The organism is Streptomyces sp. LBL (assembly GCF_029893585.1).
Taxonomy (GTDB): Bacteria; Actinomycetota; Actinomycetes; order Streptomycetales; family Streptomycetaceae; genus Streptomyces.
On the sequence record NZ_JARXYX010000017.1, the window covers coordinates 18,123 to 44,510 of the forward strand.

A 26,388-nucleotide genomic window follows, 5' to 3' on the forward strand; every position below is an offset into this window, starting at 1 on the left:
CGAGATGGTGCTCAACGAATTCCATGCCCGGGTGGCCGAGGCACCGGATGCGGTCGCGGTGCAGGACGGTGACCTGAGGCTGACCTACCACGGCCTTGCCGCGCACGCGTCCGCTTTGGCGGTCGAGCTCACCGAGCGAGGGGTGGGCCCAGACAGTGTCGTGGCCGTGTACGCCGACCGGTCGGCGGAACTGGTGGTCGCGGAGGTGGCTGTTCTGCTGGCGGGCGCGGCCTACCTGCCGCTGGACCCGGCCCACCCGGCCGCGCGGATCCGCCAACTGTTGGAGGTCTCCGGTGCCGCCGCGGTCCTCAGCACCGGGCCGCTGGTGTCCGGCGGGGCGCCGCTGGGCGATGACGTCCTGCTGGTCGATCTGGCCGAGGAACCATCGGACGCGACGGTCCTGGCGCCGCCCCGGCTGCACGGTGCCGCGCTGGCGTACGTGATCTACACGTCGGGTTCCACCGGCCGGCCCAAGGGTGTCGCGGTGAGCCACGCGAGCCTGGCCAACCTGATGCGCTGGCATCACAAGACGTACGGGACGCGGCGGGAGGACCGTTCGACCCTGCTGGCCAGTCCCGGGTTCGACGTGTCCGTCCAGGACATCTGGTTCACCCTGACCGCCGGCGCCACGCTGGTGGTGCCGCCCGCCGAGGTGCGTACCTCGCCGCCGGCGCTCGCCGGGTGGCTGGCCGATGAGCAGATCACCGTGACCTTCCTGCCCACGCCGTTGGCCGAGGCCGTCCTCGACGAGACCTGGCCGCCGCACACGGCGCTGCGGACCCTGCACACCGGTGGCTCGGCGATGCAGCGCGGTGCACCGGACGGGCTGCCGTTCACCGTGGTCAACCTCTACGGGCCGACCGAGGCCACGGTGAAGGTGACAGCGGGCGAGGTGCTGCCGGCAGGGCCCGTGCCGCCGCCGATCGGGGTGCCCGTCGACGGTGTGCGCTGCTATGTCCTGGACGGGCTCGATCAGGTACCCGATGGCGAGGCCGGTGAGCTGTGCCTGGCGGGCGCATGTGTGGCGCGCGGGTACCTGCACGACCCGGCGGGTACAGCGGCGGCGTTCGTACCGGACATCGCCGTTCCCGGGCAGCGGATGTACCGCACCGGCGACAAGGTCCGCCGCCGCCCGGACGGGGCCTTCGAGTACATCGGCCGCTACGACGACCAGGCCAAGATCCGCGGGTTTCGGATCGAGCCCGGCGAGGTGGCCACGGTCCTCAAGCAGCACCCCGGTGTCCGGGACGCCTTCGTGGCGGTCGAGCACTCGGGCCGGCCGGACGCGCGCCTGGTGGGCTACGTGGTCACCGGTGTCCCCACAGCCGAGTTGGTCGAGTTCGTCGCGGCCCGGCTGCCCGGCTACATGGTGCCGGCGGCCGTAGTCGTCCTGCCTGTGCTGCCGCTGACGCCCAACGGCAAGGTCGACCGTGCCGCGCTGCCCGCTCCCGACCGGGCGGCGGCAGGCCTGGCCGATGTGGCGGTGGCGCCGAGCACCCCGACCCAGACGGCGCTGACACGGATCGTGTCCGCGCTGCTGGGCGGCGTGCAGGTCGGCGTGCACGACGACTTCTTCGCGCTCGGCGGGAACTCGCTGCTCGTCGCGGGGCTGGCGGGCCGTATCGCGGCGGAGCTGCACACCGCAGTGAGCATGCCCGAACTGTTCGGTGCACCCACCATCGCCACTCTCGCGGCGATCATCGACCAGCGCTCTGCCCTGACGGAAACGCAGGACGCCGGGCGTGAAGCCACCACCCGCGCGATCGCGCCCGTCGCGCCGCCGGTGCGCCGAGCCGCCCGGAGCCGCCCGATCCCGCTGTCCCTGCCGCAGGAACGAGTCTGGTTCTTCGAGCAGCTTTCGCCCGGCAACCTGGCCTACAACTTCCAGGCCACGGTGTCCCTGCAGGGCGAGGTGGACGTCGATGCGCTGCACGCGGCGCTGAATGAGATCGTGCGCCGGCACGAGATCCTGCGGACCGCTTTCGTCTCCGTCGACGGGGTGGGCCACCAGCGTCCGCTGGCCCAGGCCCAGGCGTCGCTGACCGTGCTCGACATCCTTGCCGAGCAGGCCGACGAGGTGGTCGCCGCGCAACTGCGCGAGCCCTTCGACCTGACCGAGCCGCCGCTGGCCCGCTGGGTGCTGCTGCGGCACGGCAACGGGCAGAACACCTTCCTCCACGTGGAGCACCACTTCGTCCACGACGGCTGGTCGCTGTCGGTGTTCCTGTCCGAGCTGCGCGCCCTCTACCCGGCCTTCGCCGCCGGCCGGCCCTCGCCGCTGCCCCAACTGGCCATCCAGTACGCGGACTACGCGATCTGGCAGCGGGACTGGATGCGCGGGGAGGTGCTGCGCGCGCACGTCGACCACTGGACCGCCCGGCTGGCCGGCGCCCCGGACACCCTGGAGCTGCCCGCTGACCGGCCCAGGCCGCCGGTGATGACCTTCCGCGGCAGGGCTCCGCGGATCCTGATCCCCGCCGAGCTGGCCCGAAAGCTGCGGGCTTTCAGCCGCGAGAACCGGGTGTCACTGTTCTCCACGATGTACGCGGGCTTCACGGCGCTGCTGCACCGCTACACCGGGCAGCAGGACATGCTGGTCGGGACCGGCGCGGCGAACCGGAACGTGCCCGAGCTGGAGCCGCTGCTCGGCATGCTCGTCAACACGCTGGTCATGCGCACGAAGGTGTCGGCCGACCAGCCGTTCAGCGACCTGCTGGCGCAGGTGAGGCAGGGCGTCGCCGAGACGCTGGCCTGGTCGGACACCCCGGTGGACGCGGTGATCGACGCGATCGACCCGGCCCGCGAACCCTCGCGCACCCCGCTGTTCCAGGTCATGTTCAGCTTCCACGACTCCGCAGTGCCCGACATCGACTTCGGCGGGCTCACCGGCAGGGTCACCGAACGCTCGAACAACTCGGCCAAGGCCGACCTCAACGTGATCGTGATCCCGCGGGCCGAGCAGCGCCTGGGCCGGGAGCCCCGGCCCGAGGACGACGACCTCGCCATGATCTGGGAGCACTCGGCCGACCTGTTCGACGAGGCCACCATGGAGCGGATGGTCACGCACTACCTGACCCTGCTCACCGACGCGGTGGCCCGGCCGCAGACCCCGGTGGGGACGCTCCGCCTGCTCCCGGACGCGGAGGCCGAGCAGCTCGAGCGCTGGGCTCGCGGCCCCGGCGCGGCCGAGGCCGAGGCGGCCGGTGCCCAGCCGGTGACCGAACTGATCGGACAGCAGGTCCAGAGGCAGCCGGACGCCGTCGCGGTGCGCTGGCCCAAGGGGCAGCTCAGCTACCGACAGTTGTGGCAGCGCGCCGGCGCCCTGGCCCACCGGCTCCGCGAGTCCGGCATCACCGCCGAGGAACCGGTGGCGGTCTACGCCGACCGTTCCCCCGAGCTCGTGGTCGGCGAACTCGCGGTGCTCATGGCCGGCGGATGCTACCTGCCCGTGGACCCGAGCTACCCGGCCGAGCGCGTCGCCTTCATCCTGCAGGACGCCGACGCGCAAATGGTCCTTGCCACGTCCCACACGCGCCTGCAGCTGCCCGCGTCCACGCAGAGCATGCACGTGTTCGACCTGGACTCCCACACCACCGACGAGCCCGTCCACGCGGACCAGGTCACCCCGGACCGGCTCGCGTACCTCATCTACACCTCGGGTTCCACAGGCCGGCCCAAGGGCGTCGCCCTGGAGCACCGGGGCCTGGCGAACCTGGTCGCCTGGCACCAGGCCCAGTACGCGCTCGAACCGGCGGACCGCACCACGCTGTTCGCCAGCCCCGGCTTCGACGCCTCGACGTGGGAGATCTGGCCCACCCTCGCCGCAGGCGCCACCTTGAGCGTCGTCCCGCCCGAGCTGCGGGCCGCACCGGCGGAGCTGGTGCGCTGGATGGGCGAGGAGAAGATCACCACGGCATTCCTGCCCACCCCCGTCGCCGCGGCCGCACTGACCGAGCCGTGGCCGGCCGACACCGCGCTGCGCGCACTGCTGACCGGCGGCGACGTGCTGCCGGCCGCACCCGTCGACGACCTGCCGTTCCGGCTGTTCAACCACTACGGGCCCACCGAGAACACCGTGGTGGCCACGGCGGGCCTCGTCCCGCCGGATTCGGCAGGACCGCGCCCGCCCATCGGCAGGCCGATCAGCGGGATCGACGCCCGCGTGCTGGACGCTCAAGGACAGCCGGTGCCCACCGGTGTCCGCGGTGAGCTGTACCTCGGCGGCACGGCGGTGGCCCGCGGCTACGTCAAGCGTCCGGAGCTCACCGCGCTGAGCTTCCTCGCCGACCCGTTCGCCGACCGGCCCGGCGCCCGCCTGTACCGCACCGGCGACCTGGTCCGCTGGCGTCCCGACGGGCAGCTGGAATTCCTCGGCCGCGCCGACGAGCAGGTCAAGATCCGGGGCTTTCGGATCGAACCCGGAGAGATCGCGGCAACACTCAGGGACCACCCGGACCTGCGGGACGCCGTGGTCCTCGCCCGCCCCTTCGCACCGGGCGCGGAAGCCTCGCTCGTGGCGTACGCCTGCGCCGACGGCCGAAGCGACACCGTCCTCGAGGAGAAGCTGCTGGCGTTCCTGCGAGACCGCCTGCCCGTGTACATGGTCCCGGACAGGGTCGTGCTGCTCGACGCCCTGCCGCTCACCGAACACGGCAAGGTCGACCACGACGCGCTGGCCGCCCTCGCGCCGAGCACCCCGGCCGAACCCCAGGCGCACCAGGCACCGCGCACCCCCGCGGAAGAGCGCATCGCGCAGCTCGCCTCGGCGCTGCTCCACGACCAGCCGGTGGGGCGCGCGGACGACTTCTTCCGCGCCGGCGGCCACTCCCTGCTGGCGGCCCGCCTGGTGGCCCAGGTGAACGAGGCCTTCGGCGTCCAGGTGCCCATCTCCACGTTCCTCCAGCAGCCCACCGTGGCGGGTCTGGCGGACGCTGTGACCGCCGCGACGGCGGGGGCGGCATCAGGCCGCCCCGCCCCGATCATCGCGCGCGCCCGCCGCACGGCCGTGCGGCCGGGCGAGCCCGGCCGGCCCAGTGACGACAAAGCCGCGTCGCTCCCACGCGACACGCAGGAAACCGAGGTGCAGCAGTGAGCGGACCCATCGAAGCGGAGGCCGCCGAAGAGGACGGTCCGGCACCGCTGTCCTACGCGCAACAGCGACTGTGGTTCCTTGACCAGCTGCAGCCGGGCAGCGCGGTCTACAACGTTCCGCTCGGCTACGACATCACCGGCCCACTGCACCGCACCGCGCTCGAACAGGCGCTGACCGAAGTCGTGCGCCGGCACGAGATCCTGCGCACCGCCTTCCGCTCGACCGGCGGGACACCCCACCAGGTGGTCCTGCCGCCCGCCCCCGTGTCGATACCCGTCGTCGACCTGACCGCACCCGGCCGCAGCGCGGACGAGGCGGCGCGCCTCGCGGACGAGGAAGCCGGCACCCCGTTCGACCTCGTCGCCGGCCACGTCATCCGGGCCCGCCTGCTGCGCCTGGGTGAGCAGCAGCACCGGCTGCTGCTCACCGTGCACCACCTCGCCTGCGACGGCGCCTCGGTCACAACGCTGGGCCGGGAACTCGAAGTCCAGTACCTGGCCGCCCTGACCGGCCGGCAACGGCACGAGCCCGACCTGCCCATGCAGTACGCCGACTTCGCCCAGTGGCAGCAGAGCACGCTGGCCGGGCCCGAACTCGACCGGCTGCTGGCGTACTGGAGGAACCGGCTGACCGACATGCCCGCCCGGCACCTGCCCACCGACCACCCGCGCCCGCCCGTGCAGAGCTACCGCGGTTCCGCGCTCACCTTCGAGCTGCCGCCGCAACCGCTCCAGCGGCTCGAGGAACTGGGCAGGACGGAAGGCGTCACGCTCTACAGTGTCCTGCTCGCCGCCTTCGCAGTGCTGCTGCGGGCGCACGTCGGCGAGGACGAAGTCGTGGTCGGCACCCCGGTCTCCGGACGGGAACGCCCCGAACTGGCCGGCCTCATCGGGTTCTTCACCAACACCCTCGTCCTCCGCTGCGACCTCGCCCGCCACCCGACGTTCCGCGAGCTGATCCAACGGCTGTGGACGGAAGTCAAGGGAGCACTGGCCCACCAGGACCTGCCGTTCGAGAAACTCGTCGAAGAACTGCACCCCGACCGCGACCTCGCCCAGAACCCGCTGTTCCAGGTCCTGTTCAGCTACCGCTACGAAGAGGAAGGCGCCGGGCTGCGCCTGGACGGCTGCCAGGTGCAGCCGGTGCTGGGCGACACCGGCGCAGCCAGGTTCGACCTCACACTGAGCCTCACACGGACCCTGACCGGCGTGCGCGGCCGCCTGGAGTACAGCACCGATCTGTTCGAGGCCACGACCGCAGAGCGCATCGCCCAGCGGTACGTCAACGTCATCACCGCCGCCGCGAACGCCCCCGACCGACCCGTCGACGAACTGGCAGTACTGCCGACGGGCGAACTCGCCACCCTGGCCGACTGGCAGACCGGCACCCCGGCCGAGATCGCCGACGCCCCGGTGCACCGGCTGCTGGCGGAGCGGGTGGCCGCAACCCCCGACGCCGTCGCCGTGATCGCCGCCGACGCCACCTTGACCTTCCGCGAACTCGACCGCCTCGTCGACCGCTTCGCCGCCCAGCTGCGCCGACTCGGCGTGGCACCCGACGAGCCGGTCGGCGTCCACCTCGGCCGCACGTCCCTGCTGATGGTCACCCTGCTGGGAATCCTCAGAGCGGGCGCGGCCTACCTCCCACTGGATCCCGACTACCCACGCGACCGACTCGCGTTCATGGTCGCCGACGCCGGCGTGCGCCTGGTCGTCGCAGACCCCCACTCCGCCGCGGCCGCCGGGCGCCTGGGCGCCGCCCACGTCGTGATACCCGACCTGACCGCAGCACCCGACACCACCCCCGACAGTCCGCCGCCCCCGGTCATCACCCCCGACAACCTGGCGTACGTGATCTACACCTCCGGGTCCACCGGACAGCCCAAGGGCGTCATGGTCACCCACCGCAACGTGGCCAACCTCTTCGCCGGAATGAACGACGTCTTCGGCGCCGACGAACCCAGCACCTGGCTCGCGGTCACCAGCGTCTCCTTCGACATCTCCGTCGTCGAACTGCTGTGGGCGCTGACGCACGGACACCGCATCGTGCTGCGCCGTGAACCGCCCCTGGCGTCCGCCCCCGCCGCCGAGTCGGCTGCGATCACCCAGGCCCGCACCCGCCCCATCGACTTCAGCCTGCTCTACTTCGGCAGCGACTCCGAAGCCAGTTCCGAGGACCGCTACCGTCTGCTGCTCGAAGGCGCGAAGTTCGCCGACCGCAACGGCTTCACGGCCGTGTGGACGCCGGAGCGCCACTTCCACCAGTTCGGCGGGCTGTACCCCAACCCCTCGGTGACGGCGGCGGCCGTCGCCGCGATCACCGAGCGGGTCCAGATCCGCGCGGGCAGCGTGGTGCTGCCCCTGCACGACCCGTTGCGAGTGGCCGAGGAATGGTCCGTCGTGGACAACATCTCGGCCGGCCGGGCCGGCATCTCCTTTGCCTCCGGCTGGCACGCCAACGACTTCACACTCGCACCGGACCGGTACGGCAAGCGCAAGCAGCTGATGATGGACGGCCTCGCGGAGGTCCGCAGGCTGTGGCGCGGCCAGAAGGTGACGCGGAGCAACGGCGTCGGCGCCGAGGTCGAAGTCGGCGTGTTCCCCAAGCCCGTCCAGCCGGAGCTGCCGGTGTGGCTGACCAGCGCCAAACACCCGGAAACCTTCCGGATGGCAGGCGAGGCCGGCGCCGGGGTCCTCACCCACCTCCTCGGGCACAGCCTGGAGGAACTGGCCGAAAAGATCGCACTGTACCGCAAGGCCTGGCACGAGCACGGCCACGGACCCGGGGACGGCCACGTGGCGGTCATGGTCCACACCTTCGTCGGCCCCGACCTCGACGAGGTCCGCGAGCTGGTCCGGGAGCCGATGAACCGCTACCTGGAGACCTCCTTCGACCTGATCGCCTCCCTCGGCGCCACCACCGGAAGCGCCGAGGACTTCAAGGCACTGCCCCCCCGGGAACTACGGGAACTCGTCAACCGGGCGTTCGACCGGTTCTTCGCCACCGCCAGCCTGCTCGGTACACCCCAGGTCTGCGCCGACATGGTCGACCGGATGAAGGCCGCCGGCGTCGACGAGGTCGCCTGCCTGATCGACTTCGGCGTCGAGGAGAAAGCCGCACTCGACGCCCTGACCCACCTGACGACCGTCCGGGACATCAGCGAGGAGCGCAAGAACGCCGCGCTGGCCAAGGCCGAGGAACCGATCGCCGAACAACTGCGCGAACACGCGGTGACGCACCTGCAGTGCACGCCCTCCCTGGCCCGCGCCCTGCTGGCCGACCAGGACACGCGCACCGAACTGCCCCGGCTCAGCCGGCTGCTGGTGGGCGGCGAAGCCCTCCCCGCAGACCTGGCCCGCGCCCTCGCCGACGCCGTCGCCGGCACGGTCCACAACATGTACGGGCCGACCGAAGCCGCGGTCTGGGCCACCACGTCCCAGGTCCCGCCCGACGGCGGCCCCGTGCCCATCGGACGCCCGCTGGCGAACGTACGGGCCTACGTGGTCGACCGCGACACGCGGCCGTGCCCCACGGGCGTACCCGGAGAACTGCTCCTCGGCGGGTACGGCGTGGTCCGCGGCTACCTCAACCGCACCGAGGCGACCGCCGAACGCTTCCAACCCGACCCGTTCACCGACCGGCCCGGCGCACGGGTCTACCGAACGGGTGACCTGGCCCGCTGGACACCCGACGGCACACTCGAATTCCTCGGCCGAATCGACGACCAGGTCAAGCTGCACGGCCACCGGATCGAACTCGGTGAGATCGAGACGACACTGGCCGAACACGCAGGAGTCCGCTCGGCGGTCGCCGTCATCCGGGGCACCGGCGCGGAACAACGCATCATCGGCTACTACGTCCCGGCAACCGACCGGCCCGCGACCGGCACCGAACTGCGCGCCTTCCTCGCCACGCGGCTGCCCGGCTACATGGTGCCCAGCGCCCTCCACCCCATCGACGCGATGCCGCTGACCCCGAACAAGAAGGTCGACCGCAGGGCACTGCCCGACCTGTCGGACACCCGGCCCCAGGGCACCAGGGCGTACACGCCGCCGACGAACGCGACGGAACAGCTGGTCACCGACGTATGGCGGGAGGTACTCGGCGTGGACCGGGTGGGCCTGGACGACAGCTTCTTCGACCTCGGCGGGAACTCACTGCTCGTGGTGGTGGCCCGGGCCCGACTGCTCGAACACAGGGACAGCGGGCTCTCCCTGGTGGACATGTTCCGCTACCCCTCCGCACGGGCACTCGCCGAGGCCATCGACCGCAAACCGGACGAAGGACCCGACGAGGCGGTCAGCGCGGGCGCCGCACGGGCAGCCGCCCGCCGCAGCGCCAAACAGGCCGCCGCGCGGCGCGCGGGCAGGGCAGGGGCATGACGGTGCCAGCGAACTTTCCGACACGGCAGCGAGCCGATGGGGGCCTTGGGTGAGTACCGCAACGGAAGACGGAACGGAGCCGATCGCGGTCGTCGGCCTTGCCGGACGACTCCCGGGATCCCCCACCATGGAGGCGTTCTGGCGCAACCAGCGCGACGGCGTCGAATCGGTCTCCAGGTTCAGCACCCAGCAGTTGGCCGACGCCGGATGGCCCACCGCCATGGTGAACCATCCCGACTACGTGCCCGCCGCCGCGGTCATCGAGAACGCCGACCACTTCGACGCCGAGTTCTTCGGATACACCCGGGAACAGGCGGAGATCAGCGACCCGCAACAGCGGATCTTCGCCGAGTGCGCCTGGCACGCACTGGAAGACACCGGCCACGACCCCTCGCGGTTCGACGGCGCCGTCGGCGTCTACGCCGGCTGCTTCGCCAACAAGTACCTGCCACTGAACCTCCTCGCCAACGCGCGCTTCCGGGGATCGATGGCGGCCTTCTCCGCGCGCCCCTACAACGACAAGGACTTCCTCGCGACCAGGGCGGCCTACCTGTGCGACCTGCGCGGCCCCGCGATGACCGTGCAGGCGGCATGCTCCACCTCACTCGTCGCCATCCACCTCGCCTGCCAATCCCTGCTGGGCCACGAATGCGACATGGCCCTGGCCGGGGGAGTCGCACTGCCCATCCCGCTGATCGGCGGCTACCCGGTGGTCGCGGGCGGCATCTTCGCCCGCGACGGCCACTGCCGCCCCTTCGACGCCGCCGCCAACGGAACCGTCCCCGGATACGGCGTCACCGTCGTGGCACTGCGCAGACTGAGCGACGCACTCGCGGACAACGACAACATCCGCGCAGTCATCCTCGGCAGCGCCCTCAACAACGACGGCTCGGCGAAATTCGGCTTCAGCGCCCCGAGCATGCAGGCACAGGCCGAAGTGATCGCCACCGCCCAGGCAGTCGCCGACGTGCCTTCGGAGAGCATCGGCTACATCGAAGCCCACGGCACAGGCACCCCCCTCGGCGACCCGATCGAACTGGCCGGACTCACCAAGGCCTTCAACACCAGCGAACGCGGCTTCTGCGCGATCGGCTCGACGAAGGCCAACATCGGCCACCTGGACGCCGCCGCAGGAGCGGCCGGCTTCGCCAGGGCGGTACTGGCACTCGAACACGGCGAGATCCCGCCGAGCATCAACTTCGACACACCCAACCCCGCACTGCTGCTGGACCGCACACCGTTCTACGTACCGACCACGGCCCGCCCCTGGCCACGAGGCGCCACACCGCGACGAGCCGGCGTCAGCGCCTTCGCGGTCGGCGGCACCAACGCCCACATAGTGCTCCAGGAAGCGCCGACACCCCCACCCAGCCCGCCGAACCCACGCGACCAGCACGTGCTCGTTCTGTCCGCACGCAGCGAAAAAGCCCTGGCGGACGCGGCAACCAACCTCGCCGACCGCCTGGACGGGCCGGACGACCTCGACCTCGCCGACGTCGCTTACACCCTGCAGGTCGGCCGACGCGCATTCCCGCTCCGCCGACACCTGGTGTGCCACGACCGTGCCGAGGCGACAGCCGCCCTCCGGGCACTGGCACAACCCGGAGCCGTGAACACCGCCGACGACCTGAACGCCCGCCAGGTGGCCTTCATGTTCCCGGGCAGCACCTCCCACCGGCCCGACGCCGCCGCAGCGATCTGTCGCAGCGAACCGGCCTTCGCCCGGGAAGTGGACCGCTGCGCCGAACTGGCACAGCCACTACTCGGCTACGACCTGCGCGGACTGCTCTTCCCCTCCACCTGGGACGGCCCGCAGACGGGGCACGACGACCCGCGCGGCCTGCCCGCCGCAGCCTTCACCCTGCAATGGGCCCTCGCACGGCTCTGGCAAGCCTGGGGGGTACAACCCACCGCGATGATCGGCGAAGGTGACGGCGAGTACGTGGCAGCCTGCCTGGCCGGCGTGATCGACCTGGCCGACGCCATCGCCGCCACGGCCACCGACGCCGAGATCCGCTCCCACGCCGGGGCCACCGGGCCGCTCGACGCCCACGCCACCGAGTTCGCAGCCCAGGTGGCACGCTACGAACTCAAACCGCCTCAAATCCCCTACATCTCCCAAACAACGGGAACCTGGACCACCCCGCAGGACGCCGCCGACCCGGCCCACTGGGCCCGCCACCTGAACGAGCCGACCCGCTTCGCCAAAGGCCTGCGCACACTGGCCGACGAACCCGGCCGGATCCTGCTGGAGGTAGGGCCGGACAGCACACTGACCGACACCCTCGCCCAGCAGCAGACAGCCGAACAACCGGTGGCACTGCCCTCACTGACACCCACGCACGGCAGCCGATCCGACCTCGCCACCCTGCTCGACACCGTCGGCAAACTGTGGCAGGCCACCGCGGACATCGACTGGGACGCCTTCCGCGGCCCGTCACGACCGCGCCGCCTGTCCCTGCCGGGCTACCCGTTCCAGCGCACCCGCTACTGGATCGGACCCGACTCCGGCAGTTACCAACCACTGGGCCTGGAGGAGACATCATGGACGAGCCGCTCATTGCCATCGTAGGCGCCGGCGTCATGGGCACCGGAATCTCGACGCTCGTCGTCGGACACGGACTGCCCGTCGTACTGGTGGACATCGACGAGGACGTGCTCGAGCGCGCCACCGCCGCATCCGCCAACGGCCTTCGACACGCACAACTCACCGGCGCACTCCCGCCCGGACGCACCCCGGCGAAACTGCGCACCACACTCTCGCTGAACGACATCGCGGACGCCGCCGTGGTCATCGAGGCGGTCACCGAACTGCCCGAGAAGAAAGCGGAAGTCCTCGCCGCCGTATCGGCACTGGTCCGCCCCGGAACCCCCCTGATCTCCAACACCTCCGGCATACCCATCGACGAAATGGCCGCATGGGTGAAAAACCCGGGCGACCTCATCGGAACCCACTTCATGAACCCCGCCTACCTGATCTCGCTGGTCGAGGTGATCCGCGGCCCCCAGACCGCCGACACCACCGTCGAATCGGTGCTCTCGCTGCTGACCCGAATCGGCCGGCACGCGGTGGTGGTCCGTGACGCACCCGGCTTCGTGACCAGCCGGCTCCTGCATCCGATGATCAACGACGCCGCACAGGTGGTCCGCGCCGGCACCGCCACCGTCGAGGATGTGGACACCCTCATGCAGGGCTGCCTCGGCCACCCGACAGGCCCGCTGCGCACCGCGGACCTGATCGGCATCGACAACCTCGTCGACGCTCTGGAGGCGCTCTACGCCCGGACCGGAGACGAGCGGTGCCGCCCCAGCGAGCTTCTCCTCGAAAAGGTCCGGCGCGGCGAACTCGGCCGAAAGAGCGGCCGCGGCTTCTACAACTACAGTGAGGCACAGTCATGACTTCGGAACAGCAGACCGAAAATGCGCCCTTCTTCGACGCGGACGCCGTCATCGACGAGATCACCAGGTTCGTGGCCGAGCAGACCCGCACCAGCCCCGACGCGGACCAGGACCTCTTCACCACCGGGCTCGCCAACTCCATGTTCGCCATGCAGCTGGTCGTGTTCCTGGAACAGGCCTACGCCGTGACGGTCGCCGGACCGGACCTGCAGTTGTCCAACTTCCGCACCGTCAAGAGCATGGCCGCACTCGTCGGCCGACTCCAGGCAGAGTCTGCCGCAGACAGCGATGTCTGACGGACCCTCCTCAGGACACCAGGACATCTGGCATCTCGTCGAGGACAACGCCGGCGCATGGGACATCGCCGGCGAAATCCCGCGAACCGTCCTGAGTGAACTCGGCGCCGCCGGCCTGCTCTGCGCCGAAGTGCGCAAACAGTACGGCGGACTCGGCCTGGGCAGCCAGGAGAACGGGCAGCTCACCGCCCACGCCGGCAGCCTGTGCAGTTCCCTGCGCAGCGTGATGACCTCCCAGGGCATGGCCGCGTGGACGATACAACGCCTCGGCACCCGCGACCAGCGCGCCGTGTTCCTGCCGCAGCTGACCGGCGGCCGGCTGGCCGCCGTCGCCTTCAGCGAGCCGGACGCCGGCAGCGACCTAGGCGCGATGACCACCCGAGTGCGCTTCGACGGCGACACGGTGATCGTGGACGGCAGCAAGACGTGGATCACCGCGGCGGCCTACGCCGACCTGATCGTCGTCATCGCGAAAGCGGGCGACAACGCCGCGGCGGTCGTCGTGCCCACAAACGCCGAGGGCGTCCGGATCGAGAAGATCCCGCACCCGATGGGCTGCCGCGCGGCAGGCCACGCACAGGTGCACCTGGACGGCGTACGCCTGCCGGCCGCGAACGTGCTCGGCGGCACCGGCCTGTCGCTGCCCTTCCTGGTGACCACCGCCCTGGCCTACGGCCGGATGTCGGTGGCCTGGGGCTGCGTCGGCATCCTGCGCGGCTGCCTCGACGCGGTGACCGAACACGCCAGAACACGGCAGCAGTTCGGCAAACCCATCGCGGAGCACCAACTCATCTCCCGCAGGATCGCCGAACTCTACACCGCCGAACAGGTCGCCACCGCGGTGTGCCGGCACGCCGGCGAGTGCTGGGAGTCAAGCTCACCGGACCTCGTGATCGCCACCGTCCTCGCCAAACACGTCAGCGCGACCGAAGCCGTGCGCGCAACCGCGTCGGCCATGCAGATCATGGCCTCGGCGGGCGCCTCGGACGGCCACGTGGTCGCCCGGGCCTACCGGGACGCGAAACTGATGGAGATCATCGAGGGCAGCAGCGAGATATGCCAGCTCGAACTCGCCAGACACGCCCTGGCGACCGGGAACCGCCCACTCCGGAAAAAGGAGGCGCAGTGAGTGGACCGCTGTCACCCGACGAACCGATCACCACCGTCAAATGCGTCGTCTGGGACCTGGACAACACGCTGTGGAAAGGCACCCTCCTCGAAGGCGACGCCGTGGCCATCGACGCCCGGGTCTACGAGACCATCGTGGGCCTCGACTCCCGCGGCATCCTCCAGGCAGTGGCCAGCAAGAACGACCACGGCCCCGCCTGGCAGCGCCTTGAGGACCTCGGCGTCGCCGAGTACTTCGTGAACGCCAGGATCGGATGGGGCCCCAAGTCGTCGTCGGTACGGGAGATCGCCGACGAACTGAACTTCGCCCACCACACGATCGCCTTCATCGACGACCAGCCGACAGAACGCGCGGAAGTCGTGTTCCACCTCCCGCAGGTGCGCTGCTACCCCGCCGAGTCGGCGACCGAGCTGCTGGCACTGCCTGAGTTCACCCCGGCAACGGTGACGGTCGACTCACGCCACCGCCGCCAGATGTACCAGGCCAACGTGCGCCGCCAAGCCGAGCAGGAATCGTTCAGCGGGCCCTCCGAGGAGTTCCTGCGCTCGCTGGACCTCGCGATGGAGATCAGCCGAGCCACCGCCGACGACCTGTCCCGGCTGGAAGAGCTGACACTGCGCACGAGCCAGATGAACGCCACCGGCGTCCACTACGGCGACGCCGACCTGCGCGCACTCCTGGACGACACACACCACGAGGTCCTCACGGTGGTGATGAGCGACCGCTTCGGCTCGCACGGCGCCGTCGGCGTCGCACTCGTGGAGACCGGCCCAGCGGTGTGGCACCTGAAGCTCCTGGCCACCTCCTGCCGGGTCGTCTCGTTCGGCGCCGGCGCCACCGTGCTGAACTGGCTGGTCAACGAGGCGGCCACAGCCGGCGCCCACCTGGTCGCGGACTTCCGGCCCACCGCACGCAACCGGGTCATGGAAGTCGCCTACCGGTTCGCCGGATTCACCGACGAGCTCTGCGCATGCTTTGCCGAACTACCGCCTTCGCACGACGGACAGACACAACGACTGCACATCACACCGACACCCAGGCCGGCACCCGACACGCTGCGCCTCACCACCGTCCCACTGGCAACGACCTGACACGCCGTCCCTTCAGGCGCTTCGGTGCCGACGTACACGAGGCTCACACCACGCTCGCCGCCCCGTTCACCAGCGAGGGCGGCGAGCGTTTCCACGCGTTCGGAGCGCCGCCAGCCGTACCCGGCCCTGCTTCCCGACCTCCACGCCACCGCCCGGACGCACCGGACGAACGTGCGGGTCCAGAGCGGGCAAGGAGTCCTCCGACAGCCAGTCGGAGGACTCCTTGCCCGCCAGTGCAGCGACGGAGGCCGGCCGAGCCGCCGGCCACGACCCGCTACGTCATCGCTTCCGGGCGAGTGTGATCCCGTCGGCCATCGTGAGCATCGAGACGTCCACGCGCGGATCGTCGCGCAGCGCCGCGTTGAGCGCCCGGATCGCGGTGGTGTCCGGGTCATGGCTGTCCGGGTCGACCACCCGGCCGAAGAAGAGCGTGTTGTCTATGACGATCAGCCCTTGCGGCCGCGTGAGGCTGAGCGCGGCCTCGTAGTACGCCCCGTAGTTGGCCTTGTCCGCGTCGATGAACACGAGGTCGAAACTCTCCCCGCCCCGCTCCTCGGCGAGGGCGGCGAGCGTCTGCGTCGCGTCACCGAGGCGAACGTCTATGCGGTCGGCGACTCCGGCGCGCCGCCAGTAGTCGACGCCGATCGCCGGCCACCGCCCGTTGAGGTCAAGGGTGATGACCGTGCCGTCCGGCGGTAGCGCACGCGCCATGCACAACGTGCTGTAGCCGGTGAAGGTGCCGATCTCCAGCACCGATCCGCCACCGGACAGGCCGACGAGAAGCGCCAGCAGCTGGCCCTCCTCGGCCATGACCTGCATGGCCGAGCCGCCCGGCAACCCTGCGGTCTGCGCCCTCAGTTCGGCCAGGATCGGGTCCTCCCGCAGGGACACGGCGCGGACGTACTCGCGGATTTCCGGCGTTGCCACGATCTGATCTGCCATGCCGCAGCTCACCGCCGCCTGGCGGTGCACGAGAACGACAGCGGGATCGGGTCGCCCGGGATCCGCCAGTTGTGGTCTCCGTCGGGCACCATCAACGGGAGCCGCTGCCGTGCGTCGTAGGGAACCTCGCGGATCCGCTCGATGGTCAGGCCGACGCCGATGAGCGCGTTCACCACCTCATCCACGCTCCACCGCCAGCCGTACAGGCTGTGCGTCTCCACCTCCACCTCGTCGGCGATCCGGTCGGCGTAGCTCTTGGACATCTCGTGGTGCACGTCCCGGGACTGGAACAGCGAGCGGGTCACCCGCAGTTCCCCACCGACGTCGCTGAAGAGGGTGAGCATCGGGTGGATCTCCACGACCGTGAGGGTGCCGCCCGGCTTGACGTACCGCGCCGCCACCTCGGCCCAGCCGTTGATGTCGGGCAGGAACGAGAGGGTGCCGTAGCCGGTGAACACCATGTCGAACTGGCCGTCGAGCACCTTCGGCAGGTCGTAGAGGTTCGCCTGGACGAAACTCGCGTCGAGGTCGAGCTCTTCGGCGAGCTCACGGGCGATGTCGATCGCCTCGTCCGAGATGTCGGTGCCGGTCACCTGCGCGCCCATGCGGGCCAGCGAGAGCGAGTTGACGCCGATGTGGCACTGCAGTTCCAGCAGGGACCGGCCGCGGACGTCGCCCAGCTCCTCCTGCTCCAGCTTGCGCAGCATGTTGTGGCCCTGCTTGAACCTTTCGACGTCGTAGTACGAGGACTGCATGTGCGCGCGCGCTCGCAGGTTGAAGCCTTCTCGGTTGGCCGATATCTTCTCGAGGTCGCTGATGGAAGTCATCGCTGTTTCCCTTCGGCGTGGATGGGTGGCTGCGGGCGGTCGCCGACGACCAGCGGGGCCAGATTGCGGCGGCTGGTCACCCCGAGTTTCTGGTAGGCGCGGCCCAGGGAGTTGTCGACGGTGCGGGCGGACAGCCCGAGCCGGTGCCCGATGGCGGGGCTGGTGAATCCGTTGGCGGCCAGCAGTGCGACGTCCCGCTCGCGGCTGGTGAGTTCGACCAGCGGGGCGGTGAGCTGCAACAGCGGGGTCGTCGTGGTCGGACACGCGATGGCGCTTGGGGGCGTGGAGGTGTGCCGTAGTGCGGCCGCGGCGGTGGCGGTCTCCGCAGCGAGCAGGTCCATCCCCAGTTCGGTGAACTTCGCCGTGGCGACGTCCAGGGCTGCGGGATCGGAGCGGGCCAGCGCGGCCGCGGCGCCGGCCATGGTCGGCACGACCGGCCCCGGCACCAGGTCGGTGAGCGCGGCGAGGCGGTGTCGTACGGCGTTGGGATTGCCGAGACGGGCCACGTCGTAGCTTGCCGTGGCTTCGACGGCGTGCTGGCCCAGGGCCATGGCGATGTCGGCCGCGGAGAGTGCCTGCCTGGCGGCGAGAGTGGTGTTTCCGCCCGCCGCTGTGGTCCACGCCTGGCTCAGGGTCGACCACTGGAGGAACAGGCGGCTCTCGGGTGCCCGGTCGGGGTGCTGCCGGGTGTGTCGGATGCCGGCCCGGTCGCCGAACACGGCGAGCTCGGCCAGACGCGGCGCCGGCATGAGGTGCGAGGTGCCGCCGTCGAACAGGCGCGAAGCGGCCTTCGCGTCGGCGATGGCGATGGCCGCGTCGGCGACCTGGCCGCGCAGCGCCAACCAGCCGTGGGCCACCGCGATGTTTCCGGCGGCCACCTCGTGGCGGTACCCGTTCTCGGCTGTCCGGCACGCGTACCGCACCTGGCCGGCCATCAGCAACGCGAAGCAGTGCGCGTAGCCGATCTCGGCGAACCAGGGCTGGCCCGGGTCGGGTGGGTCGATGCCCGCCGACGCCCGGTCGAACCGGCCGGCCGGGCCGGCCGCGACGACCAGGGTGGTCACCGCCGGCCGGATCGCCCCGTCGGGCACGTGCCGGTCGTGCAGCACGTTCTCGCGTGCGGCCGGTGCCGAGCAGGTACAGTCGTCCAGCAGCAGGCTGGCCCAGTGCGCCTCGGCCGCCGGGCTGCCGGCGTCGCCCGGGCTCCGGTGCGCGGCCCCGGCCTCGCCCGCTCCCCAGGAGGGGATGGCCGCCGCGGTCACCGCCCAGTGGGCGCAGCGCGCGGTCGGGGCGCTGCCCGGCGGCTGGTGGGGCGGCGGGTCGGCCACCGCGACGGCTAATCGGGGTTCGGCCGGTTCGTTCGCCGGAGCCGTGCCGGCGGTGCTGTTGCTGACGATCACGACGCCGGCTGGAGCCGCCGGCCTTGTCTTGGCAATTGACTGCACAACAATTACCCCCCTGTGTCGTGAAAGAAGACCCTTCGTACTGAGTCCACTGTCCGGAATCGGACCGTGCCTGAGCAAAACAACATTCCGCCCGTCCGGTTTTCCGAGCGGAGCGAAGTGGCGCCACTATGAGTGGCGGTGTCCCGAACCGGTCTCCCCAGATCCGCATCCGGCTCGGGACGCCCGAACTGCCATCAGTATTCGCGAAGTTCCTGCGGTGCCGCCGGGAATCCCCGCCGTTCCCGGGGCACGCGACCGCGATCCACGGGACGTGTTCTAGACGTCGATCGCCTTTTCGACGGGGGTCCTGCCGCCGACCACCACGTAGATGCGGCCGGCGGTGTCGGGCCGGTCGATGAGCGCCGCGAGCACGGCGGCGACGTCTTCCCGGGCGACTTGGTCGAACCTGGCGTGCTTGGGCGCGACCCTGTTCCCGGCGGTGAGTTCGACAGTGCCGTCGCCGCCTGCGTCGGTGAGCACACCGGGTCGCAGGACCGTCCAGTCGAGCTTGGTCCGGGCGAAGATGTGCTGTTCGGCGGCGTGCTTGGCCCGCAGGTAGGCGGAGTACCCCTCACCGATGCCGCGCTCGTCGGCGCAGCCCACGTTGATGGAGCTGACGTGCAGGAATCGTCGCACACCGGCCTGTTCCGCTGCGTCCATGACAAGCGCGACGGCGGCCCGGTCCATCGTGTCCCGGCGTGCGGCGGTGGCGCTGTTGCCCGAGCCGGCCGAGAAGACGACGGCGTCCGCGCCGGCCAGGGCCGCGGCCACCTCGTCCACCGTCGCGTACTCGAGATCGAGCACGACGGCCTCCCCGCCCACCCTCCTGATGTCGTCGACGTGGCGGGGGTTGCGCACGATGCCCACGACGGAGTCGCCGCGTTCGGCGAGGCGCCGGGTTAATCGCAGGGCGATTTTTCCGTGACCACCGGCGATGACGATCTTCATTCGATACCCTTTTCCGGATTCGATGCCTCGGGTTTCCCCGGATTGGTGCTGCGGGCGGGTAGAGCCACCCCGTCAAGCCTGCGCTGTGCCGAATAATCCGTGCCGACGACCTGCCCGGCCGGAAATTGACGTACAGGTTCGGACAAGCAAGTTATGCAATCGCCCTGTCGGCCGCCATGGCGGCCCCGGGTGCGTCATCCGAATGATGAATGAGTGAAGCATCGGTGACCCTATTGGTCAATCGGGTCTGCCCCGATTTCTCCGGGGTGGGGATCGAGTGGGGGTCGGGCGGCCAGTGACCACAGGTAGCTCAGCGGCTCGCCGTCGGGTTCGTCGCGGTACTCGGCGATCAGGTCCTGGATCCGGCGGTGGAGCGACTCCACGGACTCGGGCCGCAACCGCAGGACGCCGCGCTTGGCGCCGCGGCCGGAGTCCTTGCCCGCAGCTATCAGTTCGGTGCGGTGGGCGCCGAGCACGGCCAGGTCCACCTGCTGGGCCAGGCCGGAGTCGTCGGGCGGGATGATCAGGCCCCGGGTGCGTGTGGTGGCGAGATAGGGCCGTTGCAGTGCGCCGTTCTCGCCGGTGCAGACCGGTTCGGCGACCAGGAAGTTTGTCTTCAGCAGGGCGCGGACGTGGCGCAGGGTGGTCGCGGGAGCGAGGTCGAGTTCGACCGACAGCTCCTTGTTGGTGAAGGCGCGGTCCAGGCACAGCCGAAGGATGCGCCAGCGGACCGGGTGCCCGAGTGCTTTGAGGTCTTCGATCGTCGCTTCCACGTCCAGGACTGTACCTTGCCAAGCCGTCACCGGTTTGCTTGACTGCTATCGATTTCATTCTATGCAATCGGTTGGAGGTTTTGTGATCACGCAGCTCCGCGACTGGGTAGACGCCCGGGACCTGGACGGTGAGCTGGCGGACTGGATCTCCCGGCCGAGCGTGAGCCGGACCGGCGAAGGCATGGCCGAGGCCGCGGCCCACGGTCTTCGGCTGTTACGCGCCTCGGGCCTGCAGGCCCGCGAAATCGACACCGGTGGCTGGCCCGCGCTGGTGGGGACGGCGGACGGGCCCGGGCCGCACGTGCTGATCTACGGCCACTACGACGTGCAGCCGGCCGGGCCGCTCGAACTGTGGACGACGCCGCCGTTCGTGCCGTCGATCCGCGATGGCCGGATGTACGGGCGCGGCGCGGGCGACAACAAGGGACAGCATCTCGCGCAGCTGCTGGGGCTGCGTGCCCTGCGGGATCTGACCGGCGGATTCCCCTGCCGTGTCACGGTGTTGCTCGACGGCGAGGAGGAGATCGGCAGCCCCAACCTGGCGGTGGCCGTACGCCAGGTCGGGCAGCCTGATCTGGTGATCTGGAGCGACGGGCCCGTGCACGACTCGGGCCGGGCGTGCGTGGTTCTCGGCGTGCGCGGGATCCTGATGTTCGAACTGCGTGCGCGAGGTGCCGACCGGCCGCTGCACTCGGGGAACTGGGGTGGGGTCGCGCCGAATCCGGCGTGGACGCTGGTGCAGCTGCTGGCCACCATGCGGTCGGCGGACGGGACCGTGACGGTGCCCGGCTTCGCCGACGACGTCGCGCCGTTGACCGGTGGTCAGCGTGCCGCGCTGGCGGATCTCCCGGTGGACGTGGTCGGGACGCTCGAAGCGATCGGGGCGGCCGGCATGGAGCCGCCGACGGGGCTGGGATTCCATGAACGCCTGGCCAGGCCTACGCTGACCGTGAACTCGCTGAGCTGCGAGGATTCCGGCGACCACCGCGCGGTGATCCCCGACGTCGCCGTCGCCCGGTGCGAGACGCGGTTGGTCGGCGGCCAGACACCGGACCGGGTCGCCGACGCCATCCGGCGGCACGTCGCGAAGTACGCCCCCGATGTCGAGTTCGTGCCCGGCGCAGCCATGGCACCCTCCACCACACTGCCCGAGACCCCTTATACGGCAACGATCCTCCAAGCGGTCGAGGACGTCCTCGGGCAGCGGCCGCTGCTGATCCCTTCGCTCGGCGGAAGTCTGCCGATGGCCGTGCTCAGCGACGGGCTCTCCTGCCCCTGCTACGGCGTGCCGTTGGCCAACGCCGACGAGGCCAACCACGCACCCGACGAGAATCTCGACCTCGACCGGTTCCGCCACGGGATCGTCGCCGCGGCGACGATCCAGCTCGCATTGGCGGCGCGCTCATGACCGTCTGGGGCGCCTGGCCGGCGAAGGAGGGCTTCGCGTACGTCGGCGACGAGTCCGGCCGGCCGCAGCCGTGGTTCCAGACCTGGGCGGGGGAGCGGCGGATGTTCCCGATCGACGGCGCGGTCACCCGGCTGGCATGGCGGCCCGACGAGACACGCCTGCTTGCCGTGGTGGACGTGACCGGCGGCCAGGACTACCGGCTGGCCGAACTCGATCCGGCCACTGGCGAGGTGGAGTGGATAGCGGAAGAGCCCGGTGTCAGGCGCGAGATAGGCGTGCCATATTCGAGCGGGAGCCAGCCGTACAGCCCGGACGGCCGCCTGCTCGCGTACGCGACCAGCGCGCGCGACGTCACCTGCCTCGACGTCTACGTGCGGGACCTGACCACCGGCGTGTCCAGGATGGTCCTGGAGGGCGACGACCGGTACGTGCCGATATGTTTCTCCCCCGACTCCAGGTACCTGCTCGTTCTGAAATTCCATCAGAACACCGACCAGGACCTGTTCGCCTGTGACCTCGCGACCGGCCTGACCCAGCACCTCACCCCGCACGAGGGCCCGGCGAAGTACCAGCCAGGCGGGTGGAACGAGGACGGGATCTACGTCTGCACCACCGAGGGCCGTGACTTCCTCGGTGTCGCTCTGCTCGTACCCGGCCGGCCGCTGAAGTGGATCGCCACGTCGGACGCCGACGTGGAGAACGTGATCGTGGGCCCGCAGGTCGTCTGGGCCCTGCCCCGGGGCCGGCACACGGTGCTGTGCACGCCGCAGAACGCGGTCGAACTGCCCGGATTCGCCTCCCAGCCCTTCGGCTACGACGGCTTCGTGCCGCGGTTCGCCGGAGACCGCCTGCTCGCACAGGTCGGCGCCGCCGACCGGGCCACCGAGTTCTTCTCGGTGGACCTGGAATCCGGCGAGTCGCACCGGCTCACCGACTTCAGCGACGGGCTGCCGAACGACCTCGTCGTGCCGGAAACGGTCTGGTTCACCGCAGCGGACGGGCTGGAGATATCCGGGCTGCTGTACCGCCCGCGTTCGACGGCCGGTCCCGTCCCCGCGGTGCTGACCGTCCACGGCGGTCCGGAGTGGGCCGCGCTGCCGGTCCACGACCCGTTGATCCAGCGGTTGGTGCGAGCCGGAATCGCCGTGCTGGCGCCGAACGTGCGCGGGTCGACCGGACGGGGGCTGGCCTACCAGCGGCTGATCTACCGGGACTGGGGCGGCGGCGACCTGGCCGACTTCGAAGCCGCCGCACGGTTCCTGCGAAGCCTGGACTGGGTGGACGGCGATCGCCTCGGCGTCCACGGGATGTCCTACGGCGGGTTCGCGGCGCTCAGTTGCCTGACAAGGCTGCCGCACCACTGGCGGGCCGGTGCCGCGATCTGCGGGCCGGCGGACCTCGAAATGGACGTCCGGGCCCTGCCGCCGACGTGGAGCCGGCGGGTCGTGGAGTGGATCGGGGACGTCGATGACCCGCAGGACCTGGCGAGACTGAAGGCGGCGAGCCCGCTGACCCACGCGGCCGACATCCAGGCGCCGCTGCTGCTGGCACACGCGGAAGGCGACACAACCGTCGCCATCAACAGCACCGAGCAACTGCACAGGACGCTCACCGAACTGGGCAAGACCGTGCGGTTCATCCGCCTCTCCCGTGGTCATCTCCCGGACGACCGAGATGAAAGGGAAGAACTCGACGCCGCTTTCGTGCAGTGGTTCCACGATCATCTCAAGCCGTGATGAAACAAACCGCGCATTACCGCCGGACGGACCGGAATATCGGACCCAGCGGTTTTCGAATCCGTCATGAGCGCGGGCACGGCACCCGGCACCGACAACTGATCAGGTTCCCCGACCCCCACTACTGAAGGCATACCCATGACACACGGAACAAGCACCGAACCAGTCACCTCCGACGTCTGATCGGCCGACAGGAGCATGACCGCCGCGGCGCTTTCGACCGCCACCGGCCCGTCTTATGCCCTGCGTTACTGACCAGCACCCGAAAAACCCGGAAGGGACAGGCACAGAAAATGCCTTCTGCAGTAGCCGGCGCCGTGGCGCCACCCCGCCGACGTCTCGGCTTGATCTTGGCGCTTCTCGCTTTCGCCCAGTGCATCTACGCTGTTGACTACAGCATCGTATTCGTGGCATTACCCGAGATCAGTACGGGTATCGGCTTCTCCGCACAGACCCTCCAGTGGGTCGTCAGCGCCTACGCCGTCGCCTTCGGCGGCTTCCTCCTGCTCGGCGGCCGTGCGGCAGACCTGTTCGGACGCCGCCGGATGTTCACCTTCGGCCTGTTCCTGTACGCGGTCTCCTCGCTTGCCGGAGGGCTCGCGGGCGACCCGACGACCTTGATCATTGCCCGTGCGGTGCAGGGCATCGGCGGCGCTTTCCTCGCCCCCGCAACGCTCTCCCTGGTCACCACCACCTTCGCCGAAGGCCCTGAGCGCAACCGCGCACTGGCCATCTGGGGCGGCGCCGGCGGTAGCGGCATGATCCTCGGCTCGCTGCTCGGCGGCGTGCTGACGGGCGCGTTCGGCTGGGCATCGATCTTCTTCGCCAACGTCCCGCTCGCCGGCGGAGCCATGCTGCTCGCGTTCGCCATCATCCCGAAGGACACCGACCAGGGAGCCTCCGGGCGCAAGTTCGACCTGCCCGGCGCGCTGACCGCGACCGTCGGTCTGACGCTGCTGGTGTTCACCCTCGTCCAGGGACCGGAGTCGGGCTGGGCTTCGCCGACGATCCTGATCACCGCGGCCATCGCGGTGGCCGTGCTCGCCGTGTTCTTCACCATCGAGAGCCGCGGCCGCGACCCGCTGCTGCCGCTCGGCCTGTTCCGCAACCGCAATCTGAGCACCGGCACCGTCGTCACCTTCATCTTCATGGGGACTTTCGGTGCACTGCCCTACTTCTTCACCCTCTACTTCCAGACCGTGCACGGCTACTCCGCGACGAAGAGCGGCATCGCCTTCCTCCTGCCGTGCGTAGGGGTGCTCATCGGTAACCTGTCCGGCGGGAAGCTGGCCACCCGCTTCGGAGTGCGCGCCACGCTGATCGGCGCGCTCTTCCTGGGGCTCGTCGGCACCGTGGCCTTCGCCTTCTCCGTTTCGCCAAGCGGCTCCTACCTGCAACTGGTGCCGGGCGTGTTCATCCTCAGCCTCGGCCAGGGCACCGTGTTCACCGCGATGTACGCGGCGGCGACCACCGGCGTCGAGGCAGAGGACCAGGGCATCGCCTCGGGCGTCGCGGCGACCGGCCAGCAGGTCGGTGCCGCGGTCGGCCTCGCCGTCCTGGTGGCGGTCGCCAACTCCGGTCACGAAGGACTGACCGGCGAGGCGCTGCGCGTCGCCACCTCCGACGGTGTGCGCTCAGCCATGTGGGCGACCGTGGCCGGCATCATCCTGATCATGCTCACCGCCCTGAACTTCAGGCGAACCCCGGTGGTTCCGGCCGCCGAGGAGCCCGGGAGGCAGGAGGACGTGGTTCCGCCGTCCGACCTTCTGGCCTGAACGAGTAAAAGATGATTCCACTCGTGTTCACCACGCACGAGTGGAATCACCATTTGTTCATGCGGATCCGCCAGTCCCCGTGAACGCTCGGCGAAAAGGCCGACGGATACACGTCACCACCGAGGTCTTCGCACAACCCCGACGCCTACGGCACCGTCCACCACCCCCGTCCCGCAGCGTCCACCGACAGCCCGTCCGGCACCCGAACCCGACCACCGCGCGGGCCACCGGCCGGGCCGCACACCCCTGACCGAGTACAGGCCGCACCACCCCGAAGCCCGCACCGCAAACACCCTCAGGTACCCGTATGAGAAGGAGGCGCAACCCAGTGCACCGGATCGTGAACGTGGTCGGTGTCGGCGGTTCGAGCCGGCCCGGATCAACCGCCGAGCAGGCCCTGCGGATCGTATTGGACGCGGCACAACGACGCGGCGCATCAGTCCAACTGATCGCCGGCCCCGCACTGGCCATGCCGCTGTACGACCCCCACGGCACCACCGCACCACAGGCCCGACGGCTCCTGTCCGCCATAGCCGGCGCCGACGCCCTCGTCCTGGCCAGCCCCGCCTACCACGGCGGAATCTCCGGCCTGGTCAAGAACGCCCTGGACCACGTCGAGGAACTACGCGAGGACACACGGCCCTACTTCAGCGAACGGGCCGTCGGATGCGTAGCGGTCGCCCACGGCTGGCAGGGCGCCGTCTCCACACTGGCCGCCCTGCGCGACGTCACCCACGCGCTGCGCGGCTGGCCCACACCGCTGGGCGCCGCGATCAACACGTCAACGGCATGCTTCTCACCCGCCGGAGACTGCAAGGACACCCACGTCCAAGAGCAACTGGAGGAAATAGCGTCCCAAGTCGTCGAGTTCGCCACCATCCGCGCCCTCGCGACCTCCACCACCTGATCTGCCCGGTGGCCCAGGCCGGAACGACCGGCTGCGGCCACCGCGCACCGTTCGCACCGACTCCGGACTGCCCAGGAACGGCGAGCCGCTGCCCGAGGGCTGCTTCGTCCTGCAGCCGCTGCGGACCGCCGCCCAGCCGCTGGTCGCCGCGCTGCGTGCCTTCCGTCCGCATGTCGTCACGTACGACGAGAACGGCGCGGGTGTGGAACCGGTGCGGCAGCAGTACCTGCCGGCCGTC

The 26,388-nt window shown here is 70.4% G+C and carries 16 protein-coding genes and 1 pseudogene; 12 read left to right on the plus strand and 5 right to left on the minus strand.

Annotated features, from left to right (window positions below; translation table 11 throughout):
* Nucleotides 1–4 precede the first annotated feature (4 nt).
* From M2271_RS21095 to M2271_RS21125, 7 genes are read left to right on the plus strand one after another with little or no spacing between them, the layout of a single operon-like run.
* Nucleotides 5–5,092, plus strand: coding sequence for a non-ribosomal peptide synthetase (locus M2271_RS21095; RefSeq protein WP_280888837.1), 5,088 nt, complete (start codon nucleotides 5–7; stop codon nucleotides 5,090–5,092).
* Nucleotides 5,089–9,474 carry a MupA/Atu3671 family FMN-dependent luciferase-like monooxygenase gene (locus M2271_RS21100; RefSeq protein ID WP_280888838.1) on the plus strand — a complete coding sequence of 1,462 codons (4,386 nt, stop codon included), beginning with the start codon at nucleotides 5,089–5,091 and terminating at the stop codon, nucleotides 9,472–9,474. Before M2271_RS21095 ends, M2271_RS21100 begins: the two co-directional genes overlap by 4 nt.
* 49 nt (nucleotides 9,475–9,523) lie before the next feature.
* The gene (locus M2271_RS21105; RefSeq protein WP_280888839.1) at nucleotides 9,524–12,046 is read left to right on the plus strand and encodes a type I polyketide synthase; all 2,523 of its coding nucleotides are present in this window, start codon (nucleotides 9,524–9,526) and stop codon (nucleotides 12,044–12,046) included.
* Nucleotides 12,019–12,873, plus strand: coding sequence for a 3-hydroxyacyl-CoA dehydrogenase family protein (locus M2271_RS21110; protein WP_280888840.1), 855 nt, complete (start codon nucleotides 12,019–12,021; stop codon nucleotides 12,871–12,873). The genes M2271_RS21105 and M2271_RS21110 overlap by 28 nt, the downstream gene beginning before the upstream one ends.
* Nucleotides 12,870–13,169: an acyl carrier protein gene (locus tag M2271_RS21115; protein ID WP_280888841.1), complete on the plus strand. Its 300-nt coding sequence runs from the start codon at nucleotides 12,870–12,872 to the stop codon at nucleotides 13,167–13,169. Before M2271_RS21110 ends, M2271_RS21115 begins: the two co-directional genes overlap by 4 nt.
* On the plus strand, nucleotides 13,162–14,298 hold the full coding sequence (locus M2271_RS21120; RefSeq protein WP_280888842.1) for an acyl-CoA dehydrogenase family protein: 1,137 nt from the start codon (nucleotides 13,162–13,164) through the stop codon (nucleotides 14,296–14,298). Before M2271_RS21115 ends, M2271_RS21120 begins: the two co-directional genes overlap by 8 nt.
* On the plus strand, nucleotides 14,295–15,389 hold the full coding sequence (locus M2271_RS21125) for an HAD-IIIC family phosphatase (RefSeq protein ID WP_280888843.1): 1,095 nt from the start codon (nucleotides 14,295–14,297) through the stop codon (nucleotides 15,387–15,389). Before M2271_RS21120 ends, M2271_RS21125 begins: the two co-directional genes overlap by 4 nt.
* Nucleotides 15,390–15,668: 279 nt before the next feature.
* On the opposite strand, the gene M2271_RS21130 is transcribed toward M2271_RS21125, so the two are convergent.
* From M2271_RS21130 to M2271_RS21150, 5 genes are all read right to left on the minus strand, one after another.
* Complete coding sequence (locus M2271_RS21130; protein ID WP_280888844.1) at nucleotides 15,669–16,331, minus strand: class I SAM-dependent methyltransferase; 663 nt, start codon at nucleotides 16,329–16,331, stop codon at nucleotides 15,669–15,671.
* Between the two features lie 8 nt (nucleotides 16,332–16,339).
* The gene (locus tag M2271_RS21135; protein ID WP_280888845.1) at nucleotides 16,340–17,158 is read right to left on the minus strand and encodes a class I SAM-dependent methyltransferase; all 819 of its coding nucleotides are present in this window, start codon (nucleotides 17,156–17,158) and stop codon (nucleotides 16,340–16,342) included.
* Nucleotides 17,155–18,558 (minus strand): LuxR C-terminal-related transcriptional regulator, encoded by a 1,404-nt coding sequence (locus M2271_RS21140; protein WP_280888846.1) that lies wholly within the window; start codon nucleotides 18,556–18,558, stop codon nucleotides 17,155–17,157. The genes M2271_RS21135 and M2271_RS21140 overlap by 4 nt, the downstream gene beginning before the upstream one ends.
* A 321-nt stretch (nucleotides 18,559–18,879) precedes the next feature.
* Nucleotides 18,880–19,551 carry an NAD(P)H-binding protein gene (locus M2271_RS21145; protein ID WP_280888847.1) on the minus strand — a complete coding sequence of 224 codons (672 nt, stop codon included), beginning with the start codon at nucleotides 19,549–19,551 and terminating at the stop codon, nucleotides 18,880–18,882.
* A gap of 230 nt (nucleotides 19,552–19,781) precedes the next feature.
* Nucleotides 19,782–20,324, minus strand: a complete 543-nt coding sequence (locus tag M2271_RS21150; RefSeq protein ID WP_280888848.1) for a winged helix-turn-helix domain-containing protein — start codon at nucleotides 20,322–20,324, stop codon at nucleotides 19,782–19,784.
* Between the two features lie 82 nt (nucleotides 20,325–20,406).
* Between M2271_RS21150 and M2271_RS21155 the strand changes: the two genes are divergently transcribed.
* The 5 genes and pseudogenes from M2271_RS21155 to M2271_RS21175 all read left to right on the plus strand — a co-directional run.
* The gene (locus tag M2271_RS21155; protein ID WP_280888849.1) at nucleotides 20,407–21,732 is read left to right on the plus strand and encodes a M20/M25/M40 family metallo-hydrolase; all 1,326 of its coding nucleotides are present in this window, start codon (nucleotides 20,407–20,409) and stop codon (nucleotides 21,730–21,732) included.
* Nucleotides 21,729–23,468, plus strand: coding sequence for an alpha/beta fold hydrolase (locus M2271_RS21160; RefSeq protein ID WP_280888850.1), 1,740 nt, complete (start codon nucleotides 21,729–21,731; stop codon nucleotides 23,466–23,468). Before M2271_RS21155 ends, M2271_RS21160 begins: the two co-directional genes overlap by 4 nt.
* A gap of 293 nt (nucleotides 23,469–23,761) precedes the next feature.
* Nucleotides 23,762–25,243, plus strand: coding sequence for an MFS transporter (locus M2271_RS21165; RefSeq protein WP_280888851.1), 1,482 nt, complete (start codon nucleotides 23,762–23,764; stop codon nucleotides 25,241–25,243).
* 328 nt (nucleotides 25,244–25,571) lie between these two features.
* Complete coding sequence (locus M2271_RS21170; RefSeq protein WP_280888852.1) at nucleotides 25,572–26,150, plus strand: NAD(P)H-dependent oxidoreductase; 579 nt, start codon at nucleotides 25,572–25,574, stop codon at nucleotides 26,148–26,150.
* 85 nt (nucleotides 26,151–26,235) lie between these two features.
* Nucleotides 26,236–26,346, plus strand: a pseudogene (locus tag M2271_RS21175) (mycothiol conjugate amidase Mca); the annotation flags it as partial.
* Nucleotides 26,347–26,388: the final 42 nt, after the last annotated feature.

Coding starts and splice junctions, on each gene's coding strand:
- M2271_RS21095 (WP_280888837.1), top strand. CDS start 5: ATGGTGCTCAACGAATTCCATGCCCGGGTGGCCGAGGCACCGGATGCG.
- M2271_RS21110 (WP_280888840.1), top strand. CDS start 12,019: ATGGACGAGCCGCTCATTGCCATCGTAGGCGCCGGCGTCATGGGCACC.
- M2271_RS21115 (WP_280888841.1), top strand. CDS start 12,870: ATGACTTCGGAACAGCAGACCGAAAATGCGCCCTTCTTCGACGCGGAC.
- M2271_RS21120 (WP_280888842.1), top strand. CDS start 13,162: ATGTCTGACGGACCCTCCTCAGGACACCAGGACATCTGGCATCTCGTC.
- M2271_RS21130 (WP_280888844.1), bottom strand. CDS start 16,331: ATGGCAGATCAGATCGTGGCAACGCCGGAAATCCGCGAGTACGTCCGC.
- M2271_RS21135 (WP_280888845.1), bottom strand. CDS start 17,158: ATGACTTCCATCAGCGACCTCGAGAAGATATCGGCCAACCGAGAAGGC.
- M2271_RS21145 (WP_280888847.1), bottom strand. CDS start 19,551: ATGAAGATCGTCATCGCCGGTGGTCACGGAAAAATCGCCCTGCGATTA.
- M2271_RS21160 (WP_280888850.1), top strand. CDS start 21,729: ATGACCGTCTGGGGCGCCTGGCCGGCGAAGGAGGGCTTCGCGTACGTC.
- M2271_RS21165 (WP_280888851.1), top strand. CDS start 23,762: ATGCCTTCTGCAGTAGCCGGCGCCGTGGCGCCACCCCGCCGACGTCTC.